The organism is Gluconobacter cerinus (assembly GCF_002723935.1).
GTDB classification, from domain to species: Bacteria; Pseudomonadota; Alphaproteobacteria; order Acetobacterales; family Acetobacteraceae; genus Gluconobacter; species Gluconobacter cerinus.
On record NZ_BEWM01000002.1, the window covers coordinates 197395 to 217098 of the forward strand.

The 19704-nt window shown below is 55.1% G+C and carries 14 protein-coding genes; 5 read left to right on the top strand and 9 right to left on the bottom strand.

Annotated elements, in window-relative coordinates; translation table 11 throughout:
* Positions 1 to 67: 67 nt before the first annotated feature.
* Complete coding sequence (locus tag GCE01_RS04885) at positions 68 to 871, bottom strand: SDR family NAD(P)-dependent oxidoreductase (protein WP_099211386.1); 804 nt, start codon at positions 869 to 871, stop codon at positions 68 to 70.
* Positions 868 to 2055, bottom strand: a complete 1188-nt coding sequence (locus GCE01_RS04890; RefSeq protein ID WP_099211388.1) for a lipase family protein — start codon at positions 2053 to 2055, stop codon at positions 868 to 870. The genes GCE01_RS04885 and GCE01_RS04890 overlap by 4 nt, the downstream gene beginning before the upstream one ends.
* A 132-nt stretch (positions 2056 to 2187) precedes the next feature.
* Between GCE01_RS04890 and GCE01_RS04895 the strand changes: the two genes are divergently transcribed.
* The 3 genes from GCE01_RS04895 to GCE01_RS04905 are packed head-to-tail and all read left to right on the top strand — an operon-like array spanning position 2188 to position 4664.
* Entirely contained in the window at positions 2188 to 2439 is a 252-nt protein-coding gene (locus tag GCE01_RS04895; RefSeq protein ID WP_046900479.1) for a DUF3297 family protein, read from the top strand.
* Positions 2436 to 3389, top strand: a complete 954-nt coding sequence (locus tag GCE01_RS04900; protein ID WP_099211390.1) for a nucleoside hydrolase — start codon at positions 2436 to 2438, stop codon at positions 3387 to 3389. Before GCE01_RS04895 ends, GCE01_RS04900 begins: the two co-directional genes overlap by 4 nt.
* A 39-nt stretch (positions 3390 to 3428) precedes the next feature.
* Positions 3429 to 4664: an NAD(P)/FAD-dependent oxidoreductase gene (locus GCE01_RS04905; protein WP_086633253.1), complete on the top strand. Its 1236-nt coding sequence runs from the start codon at positions 3429 to 3431 to the stop codon at positions 4662 to 4664.
* Between the two features lie 56 nt (positions 4665 to 4720).
* On the opposite strand, the gene GCE01_RS04910 is transcribed toward GCE01_RS04905, so the two are convergent.
* From GCE01_RS04910 to GCE01_RS04930, 5 genes are all read right to left on the bottom strand, one after another.
* The gene (locus GCE01_RS04910; protein ID WP_099211392.1) at positions 4721 to 5950 is read right to left on the bottom strand and encodes an alkaline phosphatase family protein; all 1230 of its coding nucleotides are present in this window, start codon (positions 5948 to 5950) and stop codon (positions 4721 to 4723) included.
* Between the two features lie 146 nt (positions 5951 to 6096).
* Positions 6097 to 9357, bottom strand: coding sequence for a TonB-dependent receptor (locus tag GCE01_RS04915; protein ID WP_244591090.1), 3261 nt, complete (start codon positions 9355 to 9357; stop codon positions 6097 to 6099).
* Between the two features lie 306 nt (positions 9358 to 9663).
* On the bottom strand, positions 9664 to 10182 hold the full coding sequence (locus GCE01_RS04920) for a cupin domain-containing protein (protein ID WP_099211394.1): 519 nt from the start codon (positions 10180 to 10182) through the stop codon (positions 9664 to 9666).
* Positions 10183 to 10185: 3 nt separating this feature from the next.
* Positions 10186 to 10749: a VOC family protein gene (locus GCE01_RS04925; protein WP_099211396.1), complete on the bottom strand. Its 564-nt coding sequence runs from the start codon at positions 10747 to 10749 to the stop codon at positions 10186 to 10188.
* A 76-nt stretch (positions 10750 to 10825) separates the two neighbouring features.
* Positions 10826 to 13414, bottom strand: a complete 2589-nt coding sequence (locus GCE01_RS04930) for an MMPL family transporter (RefSeq protein WP_099211398.1) — start codon at positions 13412 to 13414, stop codon at positions 10826 to 10828.
* A 71-nt stretch (positions 13415 to 13485) separates the two neighbouring features.
* Between GCE01_RS04930 and GCE01_RS04935 the strand changes: the two genes are divergently transcribed.
* On the top strand, positions 13486 to 14085 hold the full coding sequence (locus GCE01_RS04935) for an IMPACT family protein (protein WP_046900485.1): 600 nt from the start codon (positions 13486 to 13488) through the stop codon (positions 14083 to 14085).
* A 102-nt stretch (positions 14086 to 14187) separates the two neighbouring features.
* Positions 14188 to 15882: an alginate export family protein gene (locus GCE01_RS04940; protein ID WP_099211400.1), complete on the top strand. Its 1695-nt coding sequence runs from the start codon at positions 14188 to 14190 to the stop codon at positions 15880 to 15882.
* A gap of 7 nt (positions 15883 to 15889) precedes the next feature.
* Here the strand turns inward: GCE01_RS04940 and GCE01_RS04945 are convergent, their stop codons facing one another.
* Positions 15890 to 17842 carry a glycosyltransferase family 4 protein gene (locus GCE01_RS04945; protein ID WP_099211402.1) on the bottom strand — a complete coding sequence of 651 codons (1953 nt, stop codon included), beginning with the start codon at positions 17840 to 17842 and terminating at the stop codon, positions 15890 to 15892.
* 22 nt (positions 17843 to 17864) lie between these two features.
* Complete coding sequence (locus GCE01_RS04950; protein ID WP_244591091.1) at positions 17865 to 19565, bottom strand: Hint domain-containing protein; 1701 nt, start codon at positions 19563 to 19565, stop codon at positions 17865 to 17867.
* Positions 19566 to 19704 lie beyond the last annotated feature (139 nt).

The window sequence follows — 19704 nt, forward strand, 5'->3', positions numbered from 1 at the left end:
CCCCGATTATGGTCTTTTGGTCATTACTATTAGGACACGAAAAGTCATTTTCGTACCGTGAGACTGGTCAGTAATCGGGCATTCCGCCCGGTTGGGCAGAGGGCTGCCTGCAATAGTAACGTTCAGCCAGACGCGGCGGCAAAAGGTCTGTCAGACGTGCACCTAACCCAAGCCAGAATGGAAACATGATTCGTCTTTGTCCCCGTAGCGTTCCACGCAGAATGCGGCGTACTGCCTCTTCTGTGGAGACCAGACCTGGCATGGGAAAACGATTGGCCCGCACCATCGGAGTTTTTACAAACCCGCAACAAACGCTTGTGAGGGAAATTCCCTGTTTTTCCAGGCTCGGAGCACTGGCAACGACAAACCGATCAATTGCAGCCTTGGAGGCTGAATAAGATGGGGTCCCCGGGTAAGAGACGAAGCTCGCGACTGAAGACATGACGCAGATACGGCCTCTGTGACCGTTTTTATCCGGCTTTTGCTGACGCATCTGTTCGATAGCTGGGAAAAGGGTGTTGAGGGCACCCGTCAGATTGGTCTCAAAAATGGCTCTCGCATGTTCTTCCCGCTCCATGACCGAAGGGTGTCCGTGGGAGGGTGGAAGGCCTCCAGTCAGGCCCGCGCATACAAATACCATTTCCAGTCTGGAGCGAGCGGATTCGCTTATCCACTCAGCCATTTCTGCTCGGTCGCGCACGTCTATGCAGCGAGTATGAACGACTGCCCCCAAAGACGAGCATTGCGCTTGAGTCAGGTTCAGGCTGTCCGAATGCAGATCTCCCAAAAACAGGGTCTGGTATGGCCTGGAAAGGCGGTGTGCCAATCCTTGACCGATTCCAGAACCAGCCCCTGTAATGAGGATCGTCATTGTGCAGGGCAGTTGTTCGTAGGCTTCTGCCCTGCAAGGAGGGTTCGTGCGAAACCATGAGCATCTGTGGTGACCGCAGCAAGAGTGCCACTATGGCTGGCACCGCCATAGGTCGTGTGGCTGACGGAAGTCCCTGCAGCACATAGTGCATTTACCAAACGATGCTGCTCGGTTGGGGAGGAGTGCAGATCCTGCGCCCCCGTTGCAATCATGACAGGCGTTGAGAGCGACAGGGACGGATATTCAGCCCATTTCAGTGCCGGCGCCAATACGGCATCGGCGCCGGACTTGAGTGTCGTAGCAGGTGTCAGGCCTGAACGGTGGGCCATCGGAAAGAAATCCGAACTGCATGTGCTTCCGGCGTCATGCATCAAAGCCAGAGCCCGGTTTGTGAAGACAGCGTTGGCGTCAAAGGAGGGGTCAGCCTGAGCCAGAGACGCGCCAAGAGACAGGAGTTCCGGAACGACTGGTGAGAAGTTGTGCGGATTACGAGGGTGCAGAAGATCCTGAACGCCCTGCGCATCCAGATAGGGCGGGGCAACAGCGATCGTTCCCAGAATATGCAATTGGGGAGCATAGGACGCCGCCATTGCGGAGGCTGCCAGAGCCGCCTGAGCGCCTTGCGAATGGCCACTGAGAAGTACTGTCGTGGAGATCGAAGGAAGGCGTTCGTGAGCGGCTCGAACGGAATCCAGGACGCTCATCCCTTCTGAACGGGCATTGAGAAGCAATGCCTCGCCGGGCTCCCCAAGACCCGGATAGTCTGTGGCGACAATCGCAAAGCCCTGTCGCAGCCAGGGACCATAAAAGCGTTCCTGAACAGTCCCGAGGCCCATGACAGAAGGCGCACATGTCAGATGCAGGCCACTTTCTCCATGAGCCCAGGCCAAGACAGGCCACCCACCAGCGGGCGGCTTGCCCGCGGGAACCAGAACTTCCGCTGACACCCGAACAAGCTGCTTCGGATTACGGGCATCTGCGCTGCGATAAGTGAGACGCCACGCCTGGCCTGGAACATGGGAAATCATGTGATCAAGACGCATCGCCTGACCCGCTGCCACCGGGACGCTGACGGAATAGGAGTCTCCGTCATCCTGCGATGCACAACCGGACAGGGCGGCACCAAGAGAGGTAAGGCTGAGAAGTGTAGCGCCCATCGTTCGGCGGAAGCGAATGAATGTCATGGTAACTCATGGTCTCCTGAGGAGGAAAACGCATCATAGCAGCGCCGGTTGTCTCCGGGGAGCCATCCTGACTTGGAGGTGAGGCCATCCGGCGCTACAGAAGATGCCACAGAAGACAGAAAGGAACCGATTATGAGCGATACCCCTCCCGACCGCCTGTGCGCCAGCCCGGACAGCCCATACTACAATGAAGACGTGCTGAACCGCGGCGTTGGTGTTCGCCTCAAGGGCGAAGAGAAGACCAATGTTGAGGAATACTGCATCAGCGAAGGCTGGGCACGTCTGTCTGTTGGCAAGGCCGTGGACCGCAAAGGCCGTCCGATGACGCTGAAGGTCACGGGGACGGTTGAAGCCTGGTTCAAGGACGACGAAAAGGACGCATGATGACGCAGGTCAGCCCCCGCCGGATTATTATCGACACGGATCCCGGTCAGGACGATGCCGTGGCAATCCTGCTGGCGCTGGCCTCGCCAGAACTGCAGGTCGAAGCGATCATGACCGTTGCTGGCAACGTGTCGCTCGCTCAGACCACGAAAAACGCATGCGCCCTGCTCGAACTGGCAGGGCGTGAGGATGTACCGGTTTTTGCCGGTGCCGCACGGCCTCTTCATAAGGCGCCGATCAGTGCGGAATACGTGCATGGTGAAACCGGAATGGGGGGCGCTAACCTGCCAACCCCTCGTCTCCGTGAGCAGCCGATGGACGCCGCTACCCATCTGATCGATGTGCTGCGGAAGGAGCCGAAAGGCGCCATTACGCTGGTTTGCCTGGGTCCTCTGACCAATCTGGCGCACGCCTTGACGCACGCCCCGGATATTGCGCCCAAAATTTCCCGGATTGTCGCAATGGGTGGCGCGCAGCGCGAAGGTGGAAACATCACGCCGACTGCGGAATTCAACTTCTTCGTTGATCCCCACGCTGCGAAAATCGTGATGGGTGCAGGTATTCCTGTCACGCTGCTCCCCCTCGATGTGACCCATCGCGCCATTGCGACTCCTGCGCGGCTGGCACCTATTGCTGCGCTTGGAACACCTGTGGGCGATATGGTTGTCCGGATGCTGGGTGCTGAAGACCGCTTTGAGAAGCTAAAATATGGATGGGAAGGCGGTGCACTCCATGACCCGCTGACGATTGGCTGGCTGCTGCGCCCAGACCTGTTCTCCGGACGGGAGTGTAACGTCGAGATCGAGATTGAAGCACCGCTTTGTCTGGGACAGAGCGTTGTCGATCTTTGGAAGGTAACCGATCGCCTCCCTAATGCGTTATGGATTGATCACATTGATTCAGACGCGTTCTACACTCTTCTTACCGAAAGACTGGCCCGTCTGGTTTAGGGTCTTCTTTTGTCAGCCCATGACTCTGGAGCATCGAACATGACAGATTCCAACCCGCAGGATCGCTTCTCCGTCGTCATCGTTGGTGGGGGTGCTGCAGGCATCACCATTGCAGCGCAGCTTCGACATCAGCGACCCAACCTGTCGATTGCCATCATCGAACCATCTACGACGCATGCCTATCAGCCGGGCTGGACGCTGGTTGGAGCCGGCGTGATGACGCTGGCGGAAACGCTCCGTCAGGAAGGTGGCCTGATTCCGAAAGACGTGACCTGGCTGCGAGACAGTGTGGTGTCTTTCGATCCTGACGCGAACACGGTGACGCTCGAAAGTGGTCGTGTGGTGGAATATCGTCGGCTGGTTGTATGCCCTGGGCTTCAGTTGGACTGGGATAAAATCGAGGGACTACCCGAGACGCTGGGCCGTAATGGTGTGACGTCCAACTATTCCCGTGAAACGGCTGCCTACACGTGGGAATGCATTCGTCATCTTGATGGTGGAAAGGCGCTCTTTACACAGCCTCCTATGCCCATCAAGTGTGCTGGCGCACCGCAGAAGATTGTCTATCTGGCGAGCGATCACTGGCGCAAGGAAGGGTCGCTTCACCGCACGGAAGTCGATTTTTGCATGGCGGGCGACGCGCTGTTTGGCGTGGCATACTATGTGCCTTCCCTCCAGAAGCAGATCGATTTTTATGGGGTCAATCTTCATAAAAAGGAGAACCTCATCAAGGTCGATGGGGAGAAACGTGAAGCGACCTTCCAGATTGTTGGCACAGACGAAACTGTTGTTCGGTCGTTCGACATGCTGCACGTTGTTCCGCCACAGTCCGCTCCGGATTTCGTCAAGAAAAGCCCCCTTGCCAATGCCGGTGGCTGGCTGGATGTGGACCCTACAAGCCTGCGTCATGTGAAGTACGATACCGTTTTCGGCGCTGGAGATGTTCTGGGCACCAGTAATGCCAAGACAGCTGCGGCCGCGCGCGAGCAGGCTCCCGTTGTGGTCTCGAACCTGCTGGCCTCTCTCGACGGTCGCCCTCAAACGGGGGCGTATGATGGATATGGTGCCTGCCCACTGACAGTGTCTTACGGCAAAGTCGTGCTGGCAGAGTTCCTGTATGGCGGGAAGGTTGCTCCGAGTTTCCCGTATGATCAGCGGAAACCCAGCCGCTTCGCTTGGCTCCTGAAAACCGAAGTTTTCCCTCGGCTGTACTGGCATGGAATGCTCAAGGGGCACGACGTCAAGGTCAAGCACAAGGTCAAAGAAAGCGCCTGATCATAGGTATTCCACGAGAAGAAGCTGGGGGAAACCCCGGCTTTTTTTATGATTTTTCAGGGTGTGTTCAGAACCGGCAGAAATGTCTTGAGTGTGCCGTCATTGGGTTGTGCGGGAATATCCAGCAAATGCGTCATCAAAGAGTAGACATCGACATTGTCAAAGGGCGGTAGCACCTTACCGGCTTTGAAGTCGGGGCCATTCGCAACGAAAACGGCGCTCATTTGCGGTGCTGCGGGATCATAGCCGTGAGCGCCCTTATACGGGTTCTGAGATTTGTCTGGAGTAGTGGCCTGAATCATCCAGCCGACATCAGCAAGACAGATATAGGCAGGGACACGGGGATTCTTTCCATAGTGAAATCGTTCCGGAATTTCAGCTTTGCGCCAGCATGTCATATGCGAGTGCGACTGAAGGAGCGCTTTCTCCAGAACTGCCGTTTTTCCCGGCACAGCATTTACCCCGGCGTAAGCGCCTCCCGTGATCCAATGATATGAGGAGGCTGGCGCGATCTGATCCATGGGAATGATATGATTTTCCCCAACGGACGCCATACCGTGATCTGCGACGACTATAATATCAGCGGGGATATGACGTTTTTTCAGCCCCTCGATCAGTTGCCCGATGCCATCGTCAACATCTTCCAGGGCAGCCTTAACTTCAACCGAGTCAGGCCCAAAATGGTGGCCCTGTGTGTCAACGATATTGAAATAGAGTGTACTGAAGTCAGGGCGCTTTGCAGGTTGCGCGTCATACCAGGATAGCAGTGTGTGCACGCGTTCGCTGTCAGACATCTGCGAACGGAAAGGCAGCCATTCGTCTGGCCGCATATTATGAATAATAGCTTCTGATCCAGGCCAGAACAGCGTGCCAACATTCAGTCCATGCTGTTTCGCGGTGACCCAGATTGGCTCAGCTTCATTCCACCAATAGGAGTCCTTGCTCTGCATGGTGAATTTTATTCCGGGATGGTCCGGATCATACATTGTATTCCCGACAATCCCATGGTGGTCGGGTCTGAGGCCAGTCACCAACGTGTAGTGGTTAGGGAATGTAATGGATGGAAAAGAAGGCCGCATACCCTCAGCAGAAACGCCATTCCGAGCCAGCTCTAATAGGTGAGGTGTCAGCCCTCTGGAAAGATATTCTGTTCGAAAACCATCCAGAGAAATCAGAATGACAGTTGGCTTCCCGATCCATGGCGTCGGCTGAAGTGGCGTTGAAGCACAACCGCTGATAAGGGTCAGAAGGGTCGCGCTAAACGCCTTGGCAAGAAGCTTTTTCATGCTTCCAGTTAAGCGGAATTTTCAGAACGAAAACAGAGCATCTCTCCCACGCGAGTGCGAAGTTTTCGTGACGTCTCCGGTGCTGAGCACAAAAAAAAGAGGGGCCAGAAGCCCCTCTTTCTCGTGTCATATCTAAATCGAAAAGATCAGAAATGAGCACCGATGTTTAGCTGGAACGACCGTCCCATGATGGCATCGTAATAGCGCGTCATATCGACTGTACCGGGGTACTTGGGGAGTGCACCGGTAATGTTGTTGATCATGAAGTTGGCATCAATGTTCTTGGTGATCTGATATCCAAACGTCGTGTTGAAATACGCAAAGCCCGGGCGGTTGTTATGCTCGTACGTATAGTCTGAAACCTGCAGGGCATACTTGGATTTGCCATAGTAAATAGTCTGCCACTGGAAGAAAATCGGGCCACGCGTATAGTTAAAGTCCAGCGTGAACAGATTGTTCGGAGACTGCGTATCACCATTCAGGAGATATGTGTTGCCAAGATATGTCTGCTGATTGCGCAGGTAGTGAGAGTAGTTTCCACGAAGTTCGATGTTGCCAGCAGACTGCGGCAAGCCGAGGCGCTGCAGCGGAACATAGTAGTCGATGTTCGCTTGCAGGATCTGCATATGCTGGTTGGCAATGTTGAAATAGCCGGACGTGAAGCTCTCAACCTGGTGGTCCGAATCACGCTTGAAGGAGTTGCAGTATGCGTTGTTCGGGTAAGAGCCTGAATCATAGCAGGCATTCATCAGATCGCCGACACTCAGAGATGTGATCTCATTGTTGACTTTGACATCAACAAAAGAGGCCGTCATGTCGAGGCCACGGACGAAGTGCGGATGGAAATCCAGCGTGCCTGTGTAGCTGTGAGACGTCTCGTTCTGCAGCTTTGCGTTGCCGCCTGATTTGCCCTGCGCTGTGTAATAATTGATGTTCGAGCTGAAACCGCCCTTGGGAATTCCTTCCTTTGCGCAATTGGCCGCTCTCGTTGCAGGAGCAGGACCAGAGGTGATGTACTCGATGGAGCAGGGATCTTCTGCTGTATTGTAGGTCGTGCTCTGGGGTGCAAAAAGCTCAGTCACGGACGGATTACGAACGGACTGGGCATAGTTCCCGGACAGGCCGAAATCCTGCGTTGGCCACCACGCACCACCAAACATGTACGTCCAGTAGTTGCCGGTCATGCTGTTGTTAATAAAGCGGCCGTTTGCTGTTGCGGACAGGCTGTAAACGCCCGGGACATGCATGTTCGGGGAAACAAGCGGAATATCCAGCTCACCAAAGACTTCATGCGTGTGATAGGCGCCCGACGTAATGGGGATGGCGGTTGAGTTGCCGTACTGCTTGTAGGTTCCGTCCGCCTGCTGCTCACCCTGGAAGAAGCTGCCTGGGTTGAAGTTGTAGCCTTCACGACGATGCTCGTAGCCAAGATCCCAGCGGATATCACCAGCCGGCAGGTGGGCAACCGTGCTGTGAATTTCTGCCTGAAGATCGCGCTGCGCGTTTGTGTTTTTGCTGTGCGCATCCGAAATGACGTAGTCGCGGGCGGCTGGCGTCATCTGGTTGTAACCAAACGGGTTCAACGGCGAGCAGGTGGAGCTCCGTGTGACGGCCGTAGAGTTTGTATAGCCTGGAGAGCAGACGATATTGCCGCTGGCGTCCGTCGTGGCGTTCAGCGCATTGGTCAGGTTCTGGGTGGCAATAGACGGTTCCCAGGTGTCGTTCATGTACTTGCCGTACACACCCTTCACAGACCACTCGAAATGACGGCCAACTGTGTCGAAATCACCGTTCAGGCCGCCCTGGAAGCGGAACATCTGCATGGTGGTACGATACATGCCTGCGTCAAGATCCTGGTTCAGGCGTGACAGATAGAACGTATCTGTCGGCTTTCCTGCTGCCTGAAGAGCATTGACAATCTGTGCACGTACGGCGGGCGTCAGGTAGGGATTGTTCGTGCTGAGTTTGTACGCACCATTGACGACCGTGTTCGTCTGATAGCTTTGCAGGCTCAGTGGGTCATCGAACTGAGGCGTGTTCCAGGTACCCTGACCAACCAGGCTGGAGGCTGTTCCGCGGGCATACCATCCCTGCCATGTTGCATGCAGGTGATCGGTGAAATCATAGTGGCCAAGCGTGGTCAGGTTCAGCTTGTCGGATGGCGCATAAAGCTGGTTGTAATCCTGCAGCGCGATGCCGTTCCCGCCTGAAGCGCGAAGTCCGTCCTGCACAGCAGAGTTATACGTGATAGGCACGAGAGACTGGCCGTTAGGGCTGAACATCAGCGCCTGTCCGGCAGCGTTAGGAATAGCGTATCCGGCTTTACCTGCCTTGACTGGAAGCTGACCGTAAACTGCGCTTGTGGTCGGCAGACCAGTGACTGAGTTCTGCAGGAAACGAACGCCTGGCGTCAGTACGCGGGCATATGGCGTGGTCGAGCCATAAGCAGGTCGAGCGTAGGTGGTGGACAGGCTGCCTCTTGTATAGGGGCGGTCATTCGCGACCATGCCGCCAGCATTGCGATATTCCACGTCGAAAACGACGCCGCCCTTGCCGTGGTCAAAGTCTGTGCCAGCCTTGAACGTAATCTTTTCCTGCGGCGCATCCAGCTTCTGCGTCCAGTTACCCTGTGCGTTGAAATCAACACCCTTGAAATGATCATCGAGCTGATAGTTCACGACACCCGCAACAGCATCAGCACCATAAGCCGCGCCTGCGCCACCGAGACGGGTATCAACCTTCTTGATCAGGGATGTCGGAATGGCACTGACATCAACCTGCGAGCCTGAGCCTGCACCATAGTTGGAAGCGGTTGATCCACCCACCATGCGCATGCCGTCAACGAGGGTGAGGGTCCGCTGTGAGCCAAGGCCCAGAAGAGAAACGAACGACTGGCCAGCACCGAAGCTGCCCTGTGAACCGATAGGGGAGTTGTCACCCACCGTGAAGGCGGTGTTCTCACGCATCAGGGCAATGCCCATGTCCGTGTAGCCACGGGCACGAAGCTGCGCAGCATCGACGGTTGAGCCAGCCATAACGTTCGTCAGGCGCGTTTGGGAAAGACGCGTTCCTGTAACGGTAACGACTTCAGCGGCAGGTGATGTGCCTGGCTGCAGGTTGGCATTCGTAATTGTCTGAACGGGCGCAGACACAGGCGCAACTGTAACGGGCTTGGCTTGAACCGATGTCTGAGGACGGGCGGACTGCACTGTTGCACGGGGGGCAGCCGCTTTTTTCGCAGAAGACTTGTGAGCGGCAGAAAGATGCTTCGTCGTCGTCTCTGCACAGGCTTCAGGAACAGGAAGCGCTGTGTAGGAAATACCAGCCAGCAAGGCAATTTTCAAAAAAGTCCGGGAGGGTTTCAGTGAAAAACCCGGACGGGCCAACGTTGGAAAAGAGGTGTTCATTGCTGGCAGATATCCCTTCATTTCATGTCTCAATGTATCTTCGATTACAAAACTGAAAGGAAATGTCTCCTGTGCGCAATGGTAACAATGCGATTTTGGAGTGAGATTTTCTTGGTGTGTCCATTACAACACATTTATTTCAAATTATGTATTTAACGAAAATTGGTCTTATCTGTTATCGGATACCGAACACTTTAAAAAAACCGATTTTGTCTACGGTATTTTCCTTTCATTTTTTAAAAGTGACGATTGAGAAAAATTCAATACCGATCGAATAGGAAAAGACGGTACAGTTGGCAGGAGGTTTTATTTGAACCGGCATGGCTGATCTGTGGTCGGCTGTTCATTAGTCTGAATGACCATGAGTGTCACAGCATCATCGCCGACATTTCCTGCAAAATGTCCGATGTGACCTTGTGAGTCCTTACGGCTCATTTGGTCTTCACCCAAGGAAACATCCCCCGGTCCCATCTCGACACGTGTTCCGTCCATTGCGGTGACGTACCATGTGCCTTTGAGGGGAATGATCCACTGGACTTTCGGGTCAGGGTGCCAGCTTCCATCCCAATGTGGGGGTTGCACGGTGGAGATGATTTGAGCCTGTCCGCTCTTGAGGCGGTCCTGCCATTGCGGGCCTGCCGGCTTGGACATGGTTTTCAGAATGTAATTGTGAAACGGACAGCGCGTCATATGGCTGACGCCATTATGGTCCGTCCAGTTGTGCCAGTAATATGCTCTGGGAGGTGCAGGATCTGCAGCTTCAGCCGCGTGATAAAATGCGGTAACGCCAAGAGCGAAAGCAAAAAGCAGAGAGATAGGGCGCATGGCTTATTGTTCCTCATGTCGTGCTGGGGGCTGATAGCGAGGCTTTGGGGCGATATCGTCAAAGCGGCTGCGTGAGGGTGTGGACAGAAGCTCGATAATCATGCCCCAAGGCGCACGGCCGTAGCAGAACATGTTACCAGGGCCAGCTTCGAGAGAAGGCTGCCCCTGTGGCTCTGTCAGAAGCACGCCACCCGCTTTGGTGAAGCGGGTGCAGGCCGCATGAATATCGTCAACATAGACGGCAAAGTGCTGTACGCCGAAGTCACAGGCGCGTACGGCAGGTCTCTGGTCTGGGCCATGAATTTCAAAGAGTTCGAGCCCGGGCCCATGCCCCAGAGACATCATACACATCTCCCAGACCACACTGCCGGTTGGCAGCCCGAGTATCTTCTCTGTCTGCGGACCCTGTTGGGGTTGGGTGTGGGTAACGTTGCGGTATAGCGCAACAGCACCCAGTGCGGCTTCGAGAAAGCGGATGGCAAGGTTGATGTCGGGTACAGTCATACCGACATGGTCGATACCTCGCGGAAGTCCTGAATGGTCTGCACTCACGGAGAGATCCTTCATGGTTATGAAGGTCTCAACCTGTGAGTGGAGAAACGGTTGCGGTCAGTCGTTCACATTAGTGACGAACTATGTCTACTTAGGCTTCGTCGATCGGACGTTTCGGGAGAAGCGCCGGTACGAAGAAGAGTGTGCAGATCAGTGTGCAGCCCAAAGACATGAGAAGCAGACGGCCCATGCTCGCAGTGCCCGGATGAGCGGATGTTGCCAGCGATCCAAAGGCCGTTGCTGTCGTCAGGGCAGAAAATAGAACAGCGCGCGCGGTCGGAGAGGTTAGCGGCCCCTTGATGCCTTCGCGCCAGTTCATCACGAAATAGATATTGAAAGACACGCCAACCCCGAGAAGCAGGGGAAGAGCAATGATGTTAGCGTAGTTCAGTGTTTCTGGAACCGTGACAATCAGGATGACAGTCAGGAGAGCCGACAGCAGGAGCGGCGCCATAACAAGAGCTGCATCCAGAATGCGGCGAAGCACCACCAGAAGAATGATGCCGATCATAATCAGAGCCGAAATGGCGGCAATCGTGAAAGCATGAACGATGGTGTTCGCGCTTTCGGTGATCTCCATGGCTGGCCCACTGATATCCGGATTGACCGAACGCAACTGGGACACAAACCGGTGCATGACGGGCGTCTCGGAAATCTGTCCCTTGGGATGGATCGTCAGGCGCTGGCGACCATCAGGAAGTGCATAATCCTTCCGGATGTCATCTGGGATATTGTCGATCGTGATGGGCTTCGGCTGAAGCGCCGTGCGGAGCATGGAGAGCTGATCCGGCAAAAAGCGTGTCAGGGCATGGCTGGCATTGACCAGTGTTGCGTCAGGGGCTGTCGAGAGCGTGTTGAGAGCCTGGCGGATTTTCTCAAGTGGTGCAGGAAGCTGATCTTTCACGCTGTCCAGTTTGGCTGCTGCTGCGAGTGCGGATGCACGAATGGCCGCTGCGTCTGGTGCAGGCGAGGGGGTCTGAACAGTAATCGTCGGGAGAAGGATGGAAGCCGTGTCCTCGATCATAGCCAGTTTGTCGGTCTGATCGTCCGGGACGAGCGCTCCCAGCCACAGCACATCATGGACGCTCGACAGCTTGGAGAAAGCCGCTGCGTTCTTTGCCGCATCCTGAACATTCGGGACCAGAAGCTGAGCAAAATATGGTGTGGTAAGAGGGTTATCTTCCAGAAGGTGGAGAGCGTGCATGCCCTCTGTATTTGGGTTCTTCGTATGAAGAGGATCTGCATCGAACTTCAGCAGCGGCATCAGGGCAACGCCCACGACACCGAGAAGGGCGAACACGCCCACGACCTTTCTGCGCTTGTGACGCAGCATGTGATCGACTGGCGCCATGAACGTGAAGCCCGGTTCCCCTTTCCCAAGCTTCGCCCGGAAGAGCGTCAGCAGGGCCGGGAGCAGTGTCATGGTGCACAGGAAGGCAATCAGCATCCCGAAGCCAGCAATCAGGCCTAACTGAGCAACACCGATGAAGCTTGTCGGGGTGAAGGCCAGAAAGCCCGCAGCCGTTGCAAGCGACGCGACCAGAATCTGGGCACCGCTTTCCTGTCCGGTAAGAACGAGGGCGTCATGCAGAGACGGCATGGAACCATCTTCGTTGCGCTGTCCCCGGAAGCGTACGCTGTACTGAATGGCAAAATCCACCGCGATGCCCACGAACAGGATCGCGAACGCCACCGAGATGAGATTGAGTTCCTTCACGCTAAGCGCAGCAAAGCCGGTCGTCAGCAGAAGGCCTGAAATCAGTGTCAGCAGAATGGGGACAATGACACGGATCGAATGCACGGCCAGAATCAGCCAGAGTGCGACCAGAACCAGCGAAACGACCAGACCGAGCACCATGCCGTGCGCAACGGTCGAAAACTCTTCGTCGTTCAGCTTGACCTCACCGGTGATGCTGCCCGTGGCCTGCCCGGATTTTACGAACTCAAGGTTATCGATAGCCTTGCGCATCGCCGTCGTGGCGCCTTCGCCAGGCTGAAGAGAGCTGTAATCCAGCTTGGGCTTCGTGACGACAAATTCGTAACGGCTACCCAGTTCGGCCAGACGACCAACGAGAAGATTTTGCCAGGACAAATCCTGAGGGTGGCCAGCTGCGGCTTTGGTCAAAGAGTCCGCAAAGCCGTCCAGAGCACCGTTGAAGCCACTGGGAATGCCTTGTCCTGCTTGAATGCCGTCTCCGATCAGGCCAAGAGCCCCGAATAGACCTCGGGCAGAAGGATCTGCTGCCAGGGTTCCAAGAAAGGGCTGAGCAGAGACAATGGAATCCAGAAGGGGTTCGAGGTCCTTCTTGTCCAAAAACAGGAAGCCGTGACTGTTGTAGAAGGGGTTGTCGCCGGGCAGGCTGACCATTTCGAAGTGCTCATGGTCTTTGCTGAGTTCGGCAGCAAGTGCCCGTGCCGTGGCTCGACCCTGTTCCGGGATGCGGCTGTCGATGATGGCAACGAGCTGATTGTCATCCTGCGGGAAGAGACGGTTCATCTCGTCCGTCCGCTGTTTCCACGGCAAGTCGCTGGCAAACATCTTGCCGGTATCAGTTGTCACACTGAGGCGCGTGATACTCAGTGCGACACATCCCGCACAGAGGAGCGCAAACAGAACCACCACCAGTGGCGCACGACGTGCACAGGCGGCATTCAGCCGGCCGATCAGATCCGAAAACATGGGGCCTACCCTTAACAGAACGGGCAGCATTTCCCTACCCCAACCTGACATTTCCGCCATCATGGGGCACAATGGAAGCCATGACGTGGACTCTCGATGGCTTGGCTGAACATGAAAGTGTGATCAAGGGCAGCACTTTCCTTGCGCGCGCGGCCCCTGTTGCAGATGAAGCCGCAGCACTGGCGTTCTTTGCTGAGGTTGCTGTCCCGGACGCGACTCATAATTGCTGGGCCTTCCGGACGGGTCAAAGATACCGTGCCAGCGATGATGGAGAACCCTCCGGAACAGCAGGGCGCCCGATCCTTTCTGCGATTGAGGGGCAGGATTTCGACAATGTGATGGTTGTCGTCACCCGGTGGTTCGGTGGTGTAAAATTGGGGGCCGGTGGGCTTGTTCGGGCATATGGCGGTGCGGCTGCGGCCTGTCTGCGAGAGGCGGCCAAAATCGAGCGGATCGAAACCCTGCCCCTGCGGTTTCATTGCCCATTCTCGGTTTATGCGCAGGTTGAAGCCAAACTTCCGGGGTGGCGGGCAGAAAAGACACTGTGTGACTTTGATGCAGAAGGTGCGTGGTTGACGGTCGCTGTGCCTGTTGAAGAGGCAGACATGATCACGGAATACCTGCGAGACCTGACACGTGGTCAGATGGCCATCTCTCGCCCGGATCTATAAACAACTAAATAAAAAAGTTATAAATAAAATCTCTCTTTACATACTGTGTAATATGAGGCTCACTCGTTTTCGTTGCCTCTTCATGTCAAATTGTGGTTCTCGATGCTTCTTTCTGTCGTCTCTTTCCGTCATGAAAGAAGCCTCATTGCCGGAGTGCTTCTTTTGACGGTCAACCTGGGTCATCACGCAGGTGCCCAGACCGTTCCTTTGAAAGCCAGTCCGATTGAGTCCCCTCCAACAGAGGAGGAGTGGATCAAGGTTCCTTCCACCGAGCGACCGATCATCCAGGATTATCCCCATGCCGGCGTGGTCGGCCAGCCACGGCGAATCACTGCCAAGCAGAACCGTGCACCGAATGGTCATCAGGGGCCGTGGGGTGATTTCAACTACGGAAACGGCGAAGCGGCGGGGTTTGGCCCCGTGGGTCGCTACGGCGCAGCGGCCTGGGCGGAGGACTGGAGCTATCTGCGAGACAAAAGCAAGCGTACGGACTTTTTTGATCCACTCAAATTCATCGCCCTGAACAATAGCCGCACGATCTGGCTGACCCTGTCGGGAGAATCGCGGTTACGAAACTGGTATGAGGAAGCGCCATTTCTGGGGCGCAGTGGAAAAGCCCAGTCAGGCCGCTTCGGCATCCGAAATCTGATCGGGGCAGACTTGCATCTGGGTGAGCACGTGCGTTTTTTCGGTCAGCTCATCAATGCGGATGCAGGCGGTTGGAAGGGGTTCGGGTATGGGTCGACATATCGCAAGAGGCTGGACCTGCAACAGGGTTTCGTCGAACTGAAGGCCAAAGTCGCCGGCGCACAAACAGGCTTTATGTTTGGACGCCAGCAGTTCCTCGATGCTCCGTCCTACATGTTGTACAATCGTGAAACTCCAAACGTTCCCCTGTCTTGGAATGGTGGCCGGTTTTACGCCCTCTGGCCCCGGATCCGAGTGGACGCATACGATTTCGTTCAGACGAAAACAGACAGTCCTCTCATGTTCCACAACACCGAGGATTATGGGACGCGCCTTTATGGTGGAAACACCACGATGATCGTTCCAGCATTTTCCGTTGGTGGCGAGCGCGTTCACTCGTTTCTGGACCTGTTTTATATCCGATACAGATACAGCAGCGGCCTGTCTGCCGTTCCGACAGCAGCGCGCGTTCTTAAAGGGACATCCTCCCGCGGTAATCTGGGGTTTCGCTGGTATGGAACATCCGCCTCCGTCGAATACTCGGTGGGGGCACTCTACCAGAACGGAACATTCCAATACGCCGGGACAGAGCGGAAAAGCAGCGTTCGTGCCTGGGCCGTCAACACGATCATAGGTTACAGGCATACACCTTCTCCCTTGCATCCCTTCTTGGGTGTGCAGGCAGATATTTATTCCGGTGGGTCGGATGGTCAGAATGGAACGGTGCGCACTTACATGGCGCCGTTTAATCCACAGACCAACTATCTGGATACGACGACCTATATTTCACCGTCCAATCTGGTGAGCCTGTCGCCGGTTGTCAGCATCACACCCTGGAAGGGCTTTGCGTCCCTGCGTCTGAAGGCACCGTTTATGTGGCGGGAAAACGCAAACGGAGCGATCTGGAGTTCATCCGGCCCATACACATTCGCTCATGCTTATCGGGGAGGATATGTGGGCGTCGTACCGCAGGCTTCGCTGACGCTTCAGATCAACCATCATCTGACCTGGCAGATCTATGGAGCGCGGTTCATGGCGTCACAGAGTTTGCGCAAAGCGGGCGCGCAAAGTGGCAGCTATGCGCAGTCAAACGTGACATTCAGGTTCTAGAAAATTATCAGTTCAGGACGGGTTCTGACCTGTCCTCGGGCAGTGGCAGTGTTTCAATCATCACGGGCGGAAGAATGTCTTCCAGACTGGCTTGTATAGCCTTCTCGGAAAAACGCTCTTTCAGTAGCTTCCTTGCGGCCGCTATCTGAGCCTTTGCCGCAGATGGTACCAGAAGAGCAGCTGTTTTTTCCGCAAAATCTTCCGCACTGTCAGCGATGGATTTTGCCCATATCGGGCTGGACGCATCTACGAGCCCCTCCGCTGCGACGGACGTCATGACAATCGGCAGTCCAACAGACCATGCATCCAAAACCTTGCCCTTGATCCCTGCACCATAACGGAGCGGAGCGACACAAAGCGATACGTCGGACAGGGTATCTTCTAGGTTGGCGACATGCCCCGTAACTTCTACGTCTTCGTCTGCAAGTATGTGAACTGCGTGCGGCATGGCGCTCCCGATCAGGCGACAAACAAGATTGGGAATGCGTTTCTTAAGGCGCGGTAGAATATCCAGAATGAGCCATTTTGCAGCGTCTGTGTTTGGGGCATGTGCAAAGTGAGCGACAAACGCAATGACGGGCTTCTCTTGGCGTTGCCGGGAGCGGGTTTTAACGGGAACCGCCCAAGGGACAACGTGAATATTTGCTGTAGGCACCACGCGCTCGAGACGTTCGGCTTCGATTGCAGAATGGGTCAGAACGCTATCTGCCAGCCAGGCACACATGTTTTCCCGCACTTCAATACGCGTTGATGTTCGCGCAAGTTCAGGTCGATTTTCTATCCCTGCCTGACGCTGCAGGCGAAGTGATGCGAGATCGGCAACGCTCCAGATCAGTGTCGCTGTTGGGGCGAAGGCGCGGGATAAGGCGGAATAGCTTTCAGCATTATTCAACCGGTGAAGATAGATAACATCCAGCCCTGGTCCGAGGCGTTTGAGAGCTTCTTCCGGGCCAGTGAAGACTGGTGGCATCAGGCAGTCGATGCCCAGCGAGGCAAGGCGGAGATAATCCTGCTCTGAAGGTGCCTGACGGGACGCTATGAAGCAGCAATTATACCCAATCGCCTGTGTCGCACGAATATGAGACAGCAGCGCTACGGATCCAGCATCCACTGTAGGGTCGGGAACGCGGTCGTCCACGAAAAGGGCGCAGGGCATGACTGATGTGACATCGTCGTGGCGTCGGTTGGCCCGGTAAGCAAAAGCACGATCATCGATACTGGCAATATCCGAACCAGTCTGCTGTCGCAGAGTCTCCGCCGCTTTAGTCAGGAACGTCAGAGCCTCTGATCTCGCCGCTGGGGTATTCAATCCTTGGAGCAGTGCGCTGAAATAATGCTTGAGAGGTTTATCCAGATGCTCGGCGGTCGGAAGGTGACAGGGCTCACCAAACCGCTCCTGACCATGGAATAGTTGAATAACGTGGTCTTGTTGCGGATCCAACGCGGCGTCAAATACATAGTCAAAACCGTATCGGCCGGAATTCAGACCAGCGTCCCTCAGGTCTCGGCGAAACTGGTTTGCAGGAAAACGTACAGTTTGTGCGCCATCAATTACGGCTGTCAGCCAGACTGTTCTGTCTGGATTAAGCTCATCAATGATCCAGCCTGCAATATGTAGACGGTCCGCGATGTCTATCGTTCCGACAAGACGGCTGGGCTGCGGATCAATATGAAAAGGAGAACCCTGAAAAGCACGATCCTGCAGGCTGTCACGAACGTCTATCAGGCACCCTTCATGCGGTGGCGGCTCGTGCCAGGCCCAGTCAAAAGCACAGCATCCGTCTCGGGCTACATTTCTCAGGTCTGCGCGAAATGCTGTAGCCGCAATTTCTTGAACCAACTGGCCGTTTTGGAAAATGCGCAGGCGGACAGGTCGATCTGGATTTTTCAGATCAACCGCCCACCCAGCAATGCGATCATGGTTACAAATATCGATATAACCAGCCAGAAACTGTGGCACAGGGAAGACTTATCCTTGCAGATCAGGCTGCTTTATTCGGAAAGAGACATTTTGCATGCTCTTTCAAGCGGCTGTGAATTTGGGCGAGTTCAGGCCCATCTTCGAGACGTGGCGCGCAGTATCTGGGATGCTGTCGGGGGGCATCAGGATACAGGGCTTCATATTCATGTGCGTTGTGGAACATCCCTCGGGATCTGTCATCCAGAAAGCTTTCTGAGGGTGCGCCTTCCGCAAGCAGAATGTCATGGCTGTGGAGCTCGATGTGAATATATCGGATCGTCTCCGGTTTCTGAATCTGAAGAATGGAATGATCATTGACCAGATGTAGGGCAGGAATGAGATAGCCGTCGATCAGCATGGCGTGTAGCGGAGAAACAGTCAGATCCCGCTTTGGAAGGTTATTTCCCAAGGATCCCTTGTGAAACAGGATCGGTAAGACGTCCCGGTTGCCGTAGGCAAAAAGTGGGTCATAGGCGCGACGTCCGATCCACCGGATAGGGCGAGCATCCCCTGACGCTGTTAAAATTAAATCACCAATAACCAGATCTTCTACAGGCCGCTCACCCTGAGGAGTCTGAATTAACGTTCCCGGACAATAGCAGGGGGTACCGTAAAGCAATTCTGTCCCCCCGCCCGAAGGAGCATTCCGAAAATAGATCGGGGATGAGAACGCGCTTGTGACAGCAATCTCTTTCACAACGGTTCCACTGGACATGACGTCCAGAAAAACCGCTGGTGTTGCGGCTTCAGAAGACGCCTGAACCGTCGCGCCGCTTGTGACATTCTGGACCGACGGAGTAGAAACAAAAACCGCGCTTAACCCGTTTGTCGAAGAAATATCCGAAAAAACAATTCCACCCCCTCGCTCGATTGTCAGTGGATCTGTCAGAACTGTACTGGCGCCGAGGCTAACGGTGCCACCACTGCTGACTGTGAGGTGCGACAACGTGGCGCCGTTTAGTGCGGTGAGGCTTCCGCCGGAAAAGACGGTGGTATGATCGGCCGTACCACCGACTGTCATGATCGCTTCGTTGTAAACGGACGTTTTGTCTGCGTAGCCTGAAACATCCAGAGTAGCGTAGACGTGGGACGTCACATTTACACCTTGCCCCGTCTGAAAATTCCACCCGTTCCAGCTACTGGAGAAGCCAGAAAGGGTCGTGTCAACAGAGCTGCCTCCAGCCTCAATTGTGGACGCTCCGCCAAATCCGATCCGGTTGCCCGAGACTGTGCCGCCACTTTCGACAGTCTGGAATGTCTTGATGTAGCTGAAGGACTGGGTGAGGCCTGTATAACGCTGCGCTTCTCCGGTTTTTCCAGAAAAAACAGTATCGATAGCGATGCCACCGCTTTCGATGACCTGAAAAGAACTCGTGTTCTGCAGCGCATAGGGTGGGAGATATCCGCTCAAGACTGTCCCTGAAGCGACGCCCCCATTTAGAACGGTTTGGATGGCGAGGTCTTTCACAATTGTGGAGACTGCTGCGCCACCGGCAATAATATCCCGCCGAGCAAACTGGGTTGTCATGCCGGCGCCAGTGCTGCCAGCGGAAAAAACCGAGCTCCCCTGAAGCAGCATGCCATTTGCCGTTCCTCCTGAAACAACCTGTGTTGCATCAGGAGAAATGGTGCCACCGTTGACCACCTGGCCTGAGCTTACGGTCGTAACGGGGCCATTTCCTGAAGGAAGTGGGGTTGAGGAGGATGTCTGCTGGCTCGCCATCTCAATACTCGCTTTCGAAGGGACAGCACCCGACAACAGAACATTCAATGGACGTTCAGTAGTCTGAAAAGAATCAGGCCGTCATGGTTCGTAAAGCTTAGACAGAGAAGGAAATAATATGTCGCAAATAAATCGTTAA

Coding starts and splice junctions, on each gene's coding strand:
- GCE01_RS04885 (WP_099211386.1), bottom strand. CDS start 871: ATGACGATCCTCATTACAGGGGCTGGTTCTGGAATCGGTCAAGGATTG.
- GCE01_RS04890 (WP_099211388.1), bottom strand. CDS start 2,055: ATGACATTCATTCGCTTCCGCCGAACGATGGGCGCTACACTTCTCAGC.
- GCE01_RS04895 (WP_046900479.1), top strand. CDS start 2,188: ATGAGCGATACCCCTCCCGACCGCCTGTGCGCCAGCCCGGACAGCCCA.
- GCE01_RS04900 (WP_099211390.1), top strand. CDS start 2,436: ATGATGACGCAGGTCAGCCCCCGCCGGATTATTATCGACACGGATCCC.
- GCE01_RS04905 (WP_086633253.1), top strand. CDS start 3,429: ATGACAGATTCCAACCCGCAGGATCGCTTCTCCGTCGTCATCGTTGGT.
- GCE01_RS04910 (WP_099211392.1), bottom strand. CDS start 5,950: ATGAAAAAGCTTCTTGCCAAGGCGTTTAGCGCGACCCTTCTGACCCTT.
- GCE01_RS04915 (WP_244591090.1), bottom strand. CDS start 9,357: ATGAACACCTCTTTTCCAACGTTGGCCCGTCCGGGTTTTTCACTGAAA.
- GCE01_RS04920 (WP_099211394.1), bottom strand. CDS start 10,182: ATGCGCCCTATCTCTCTGCTTTTTGCTTTCGCTCTTGGCGTTACCGCA.
- GCE01_RS04925 (WP_099211396.1), bottom strand. CDS start 10,749: ATGAAGGATCTCTCCGTGAGTGCAGACCATTCAGGACTTCCGCGAGGT.
- GCE01_RS04930 (WP_099211398.1), bottom strand. CDS start 13,414: ATGTTTTCGGATCTGATCGGCCGGCTGAATGCCGCCTGTGCACGTCGT.
- GCE01_RS04935 (WP_046900485.1), top strand. CDS start 13,486: ATGGAAGCCATGACGTGGACTCTCGATGGCTTGGCTGAACATGAAAGT.
- GCE01_RS04940 (WP_099211400.1), top strand. CDS start 14,188: ATGCTTCTTTCTGTCGTCTCTTTCCGTCATGAAAGAAGCCTCATTGCC.
- GCE01_RS04950 (WP_244591091.1), bottom strand. CDS start 19,565: ATGGCGAGCCAGCAGACATCCTCCTCAACCCCACTTCCTTCAGGAAAT.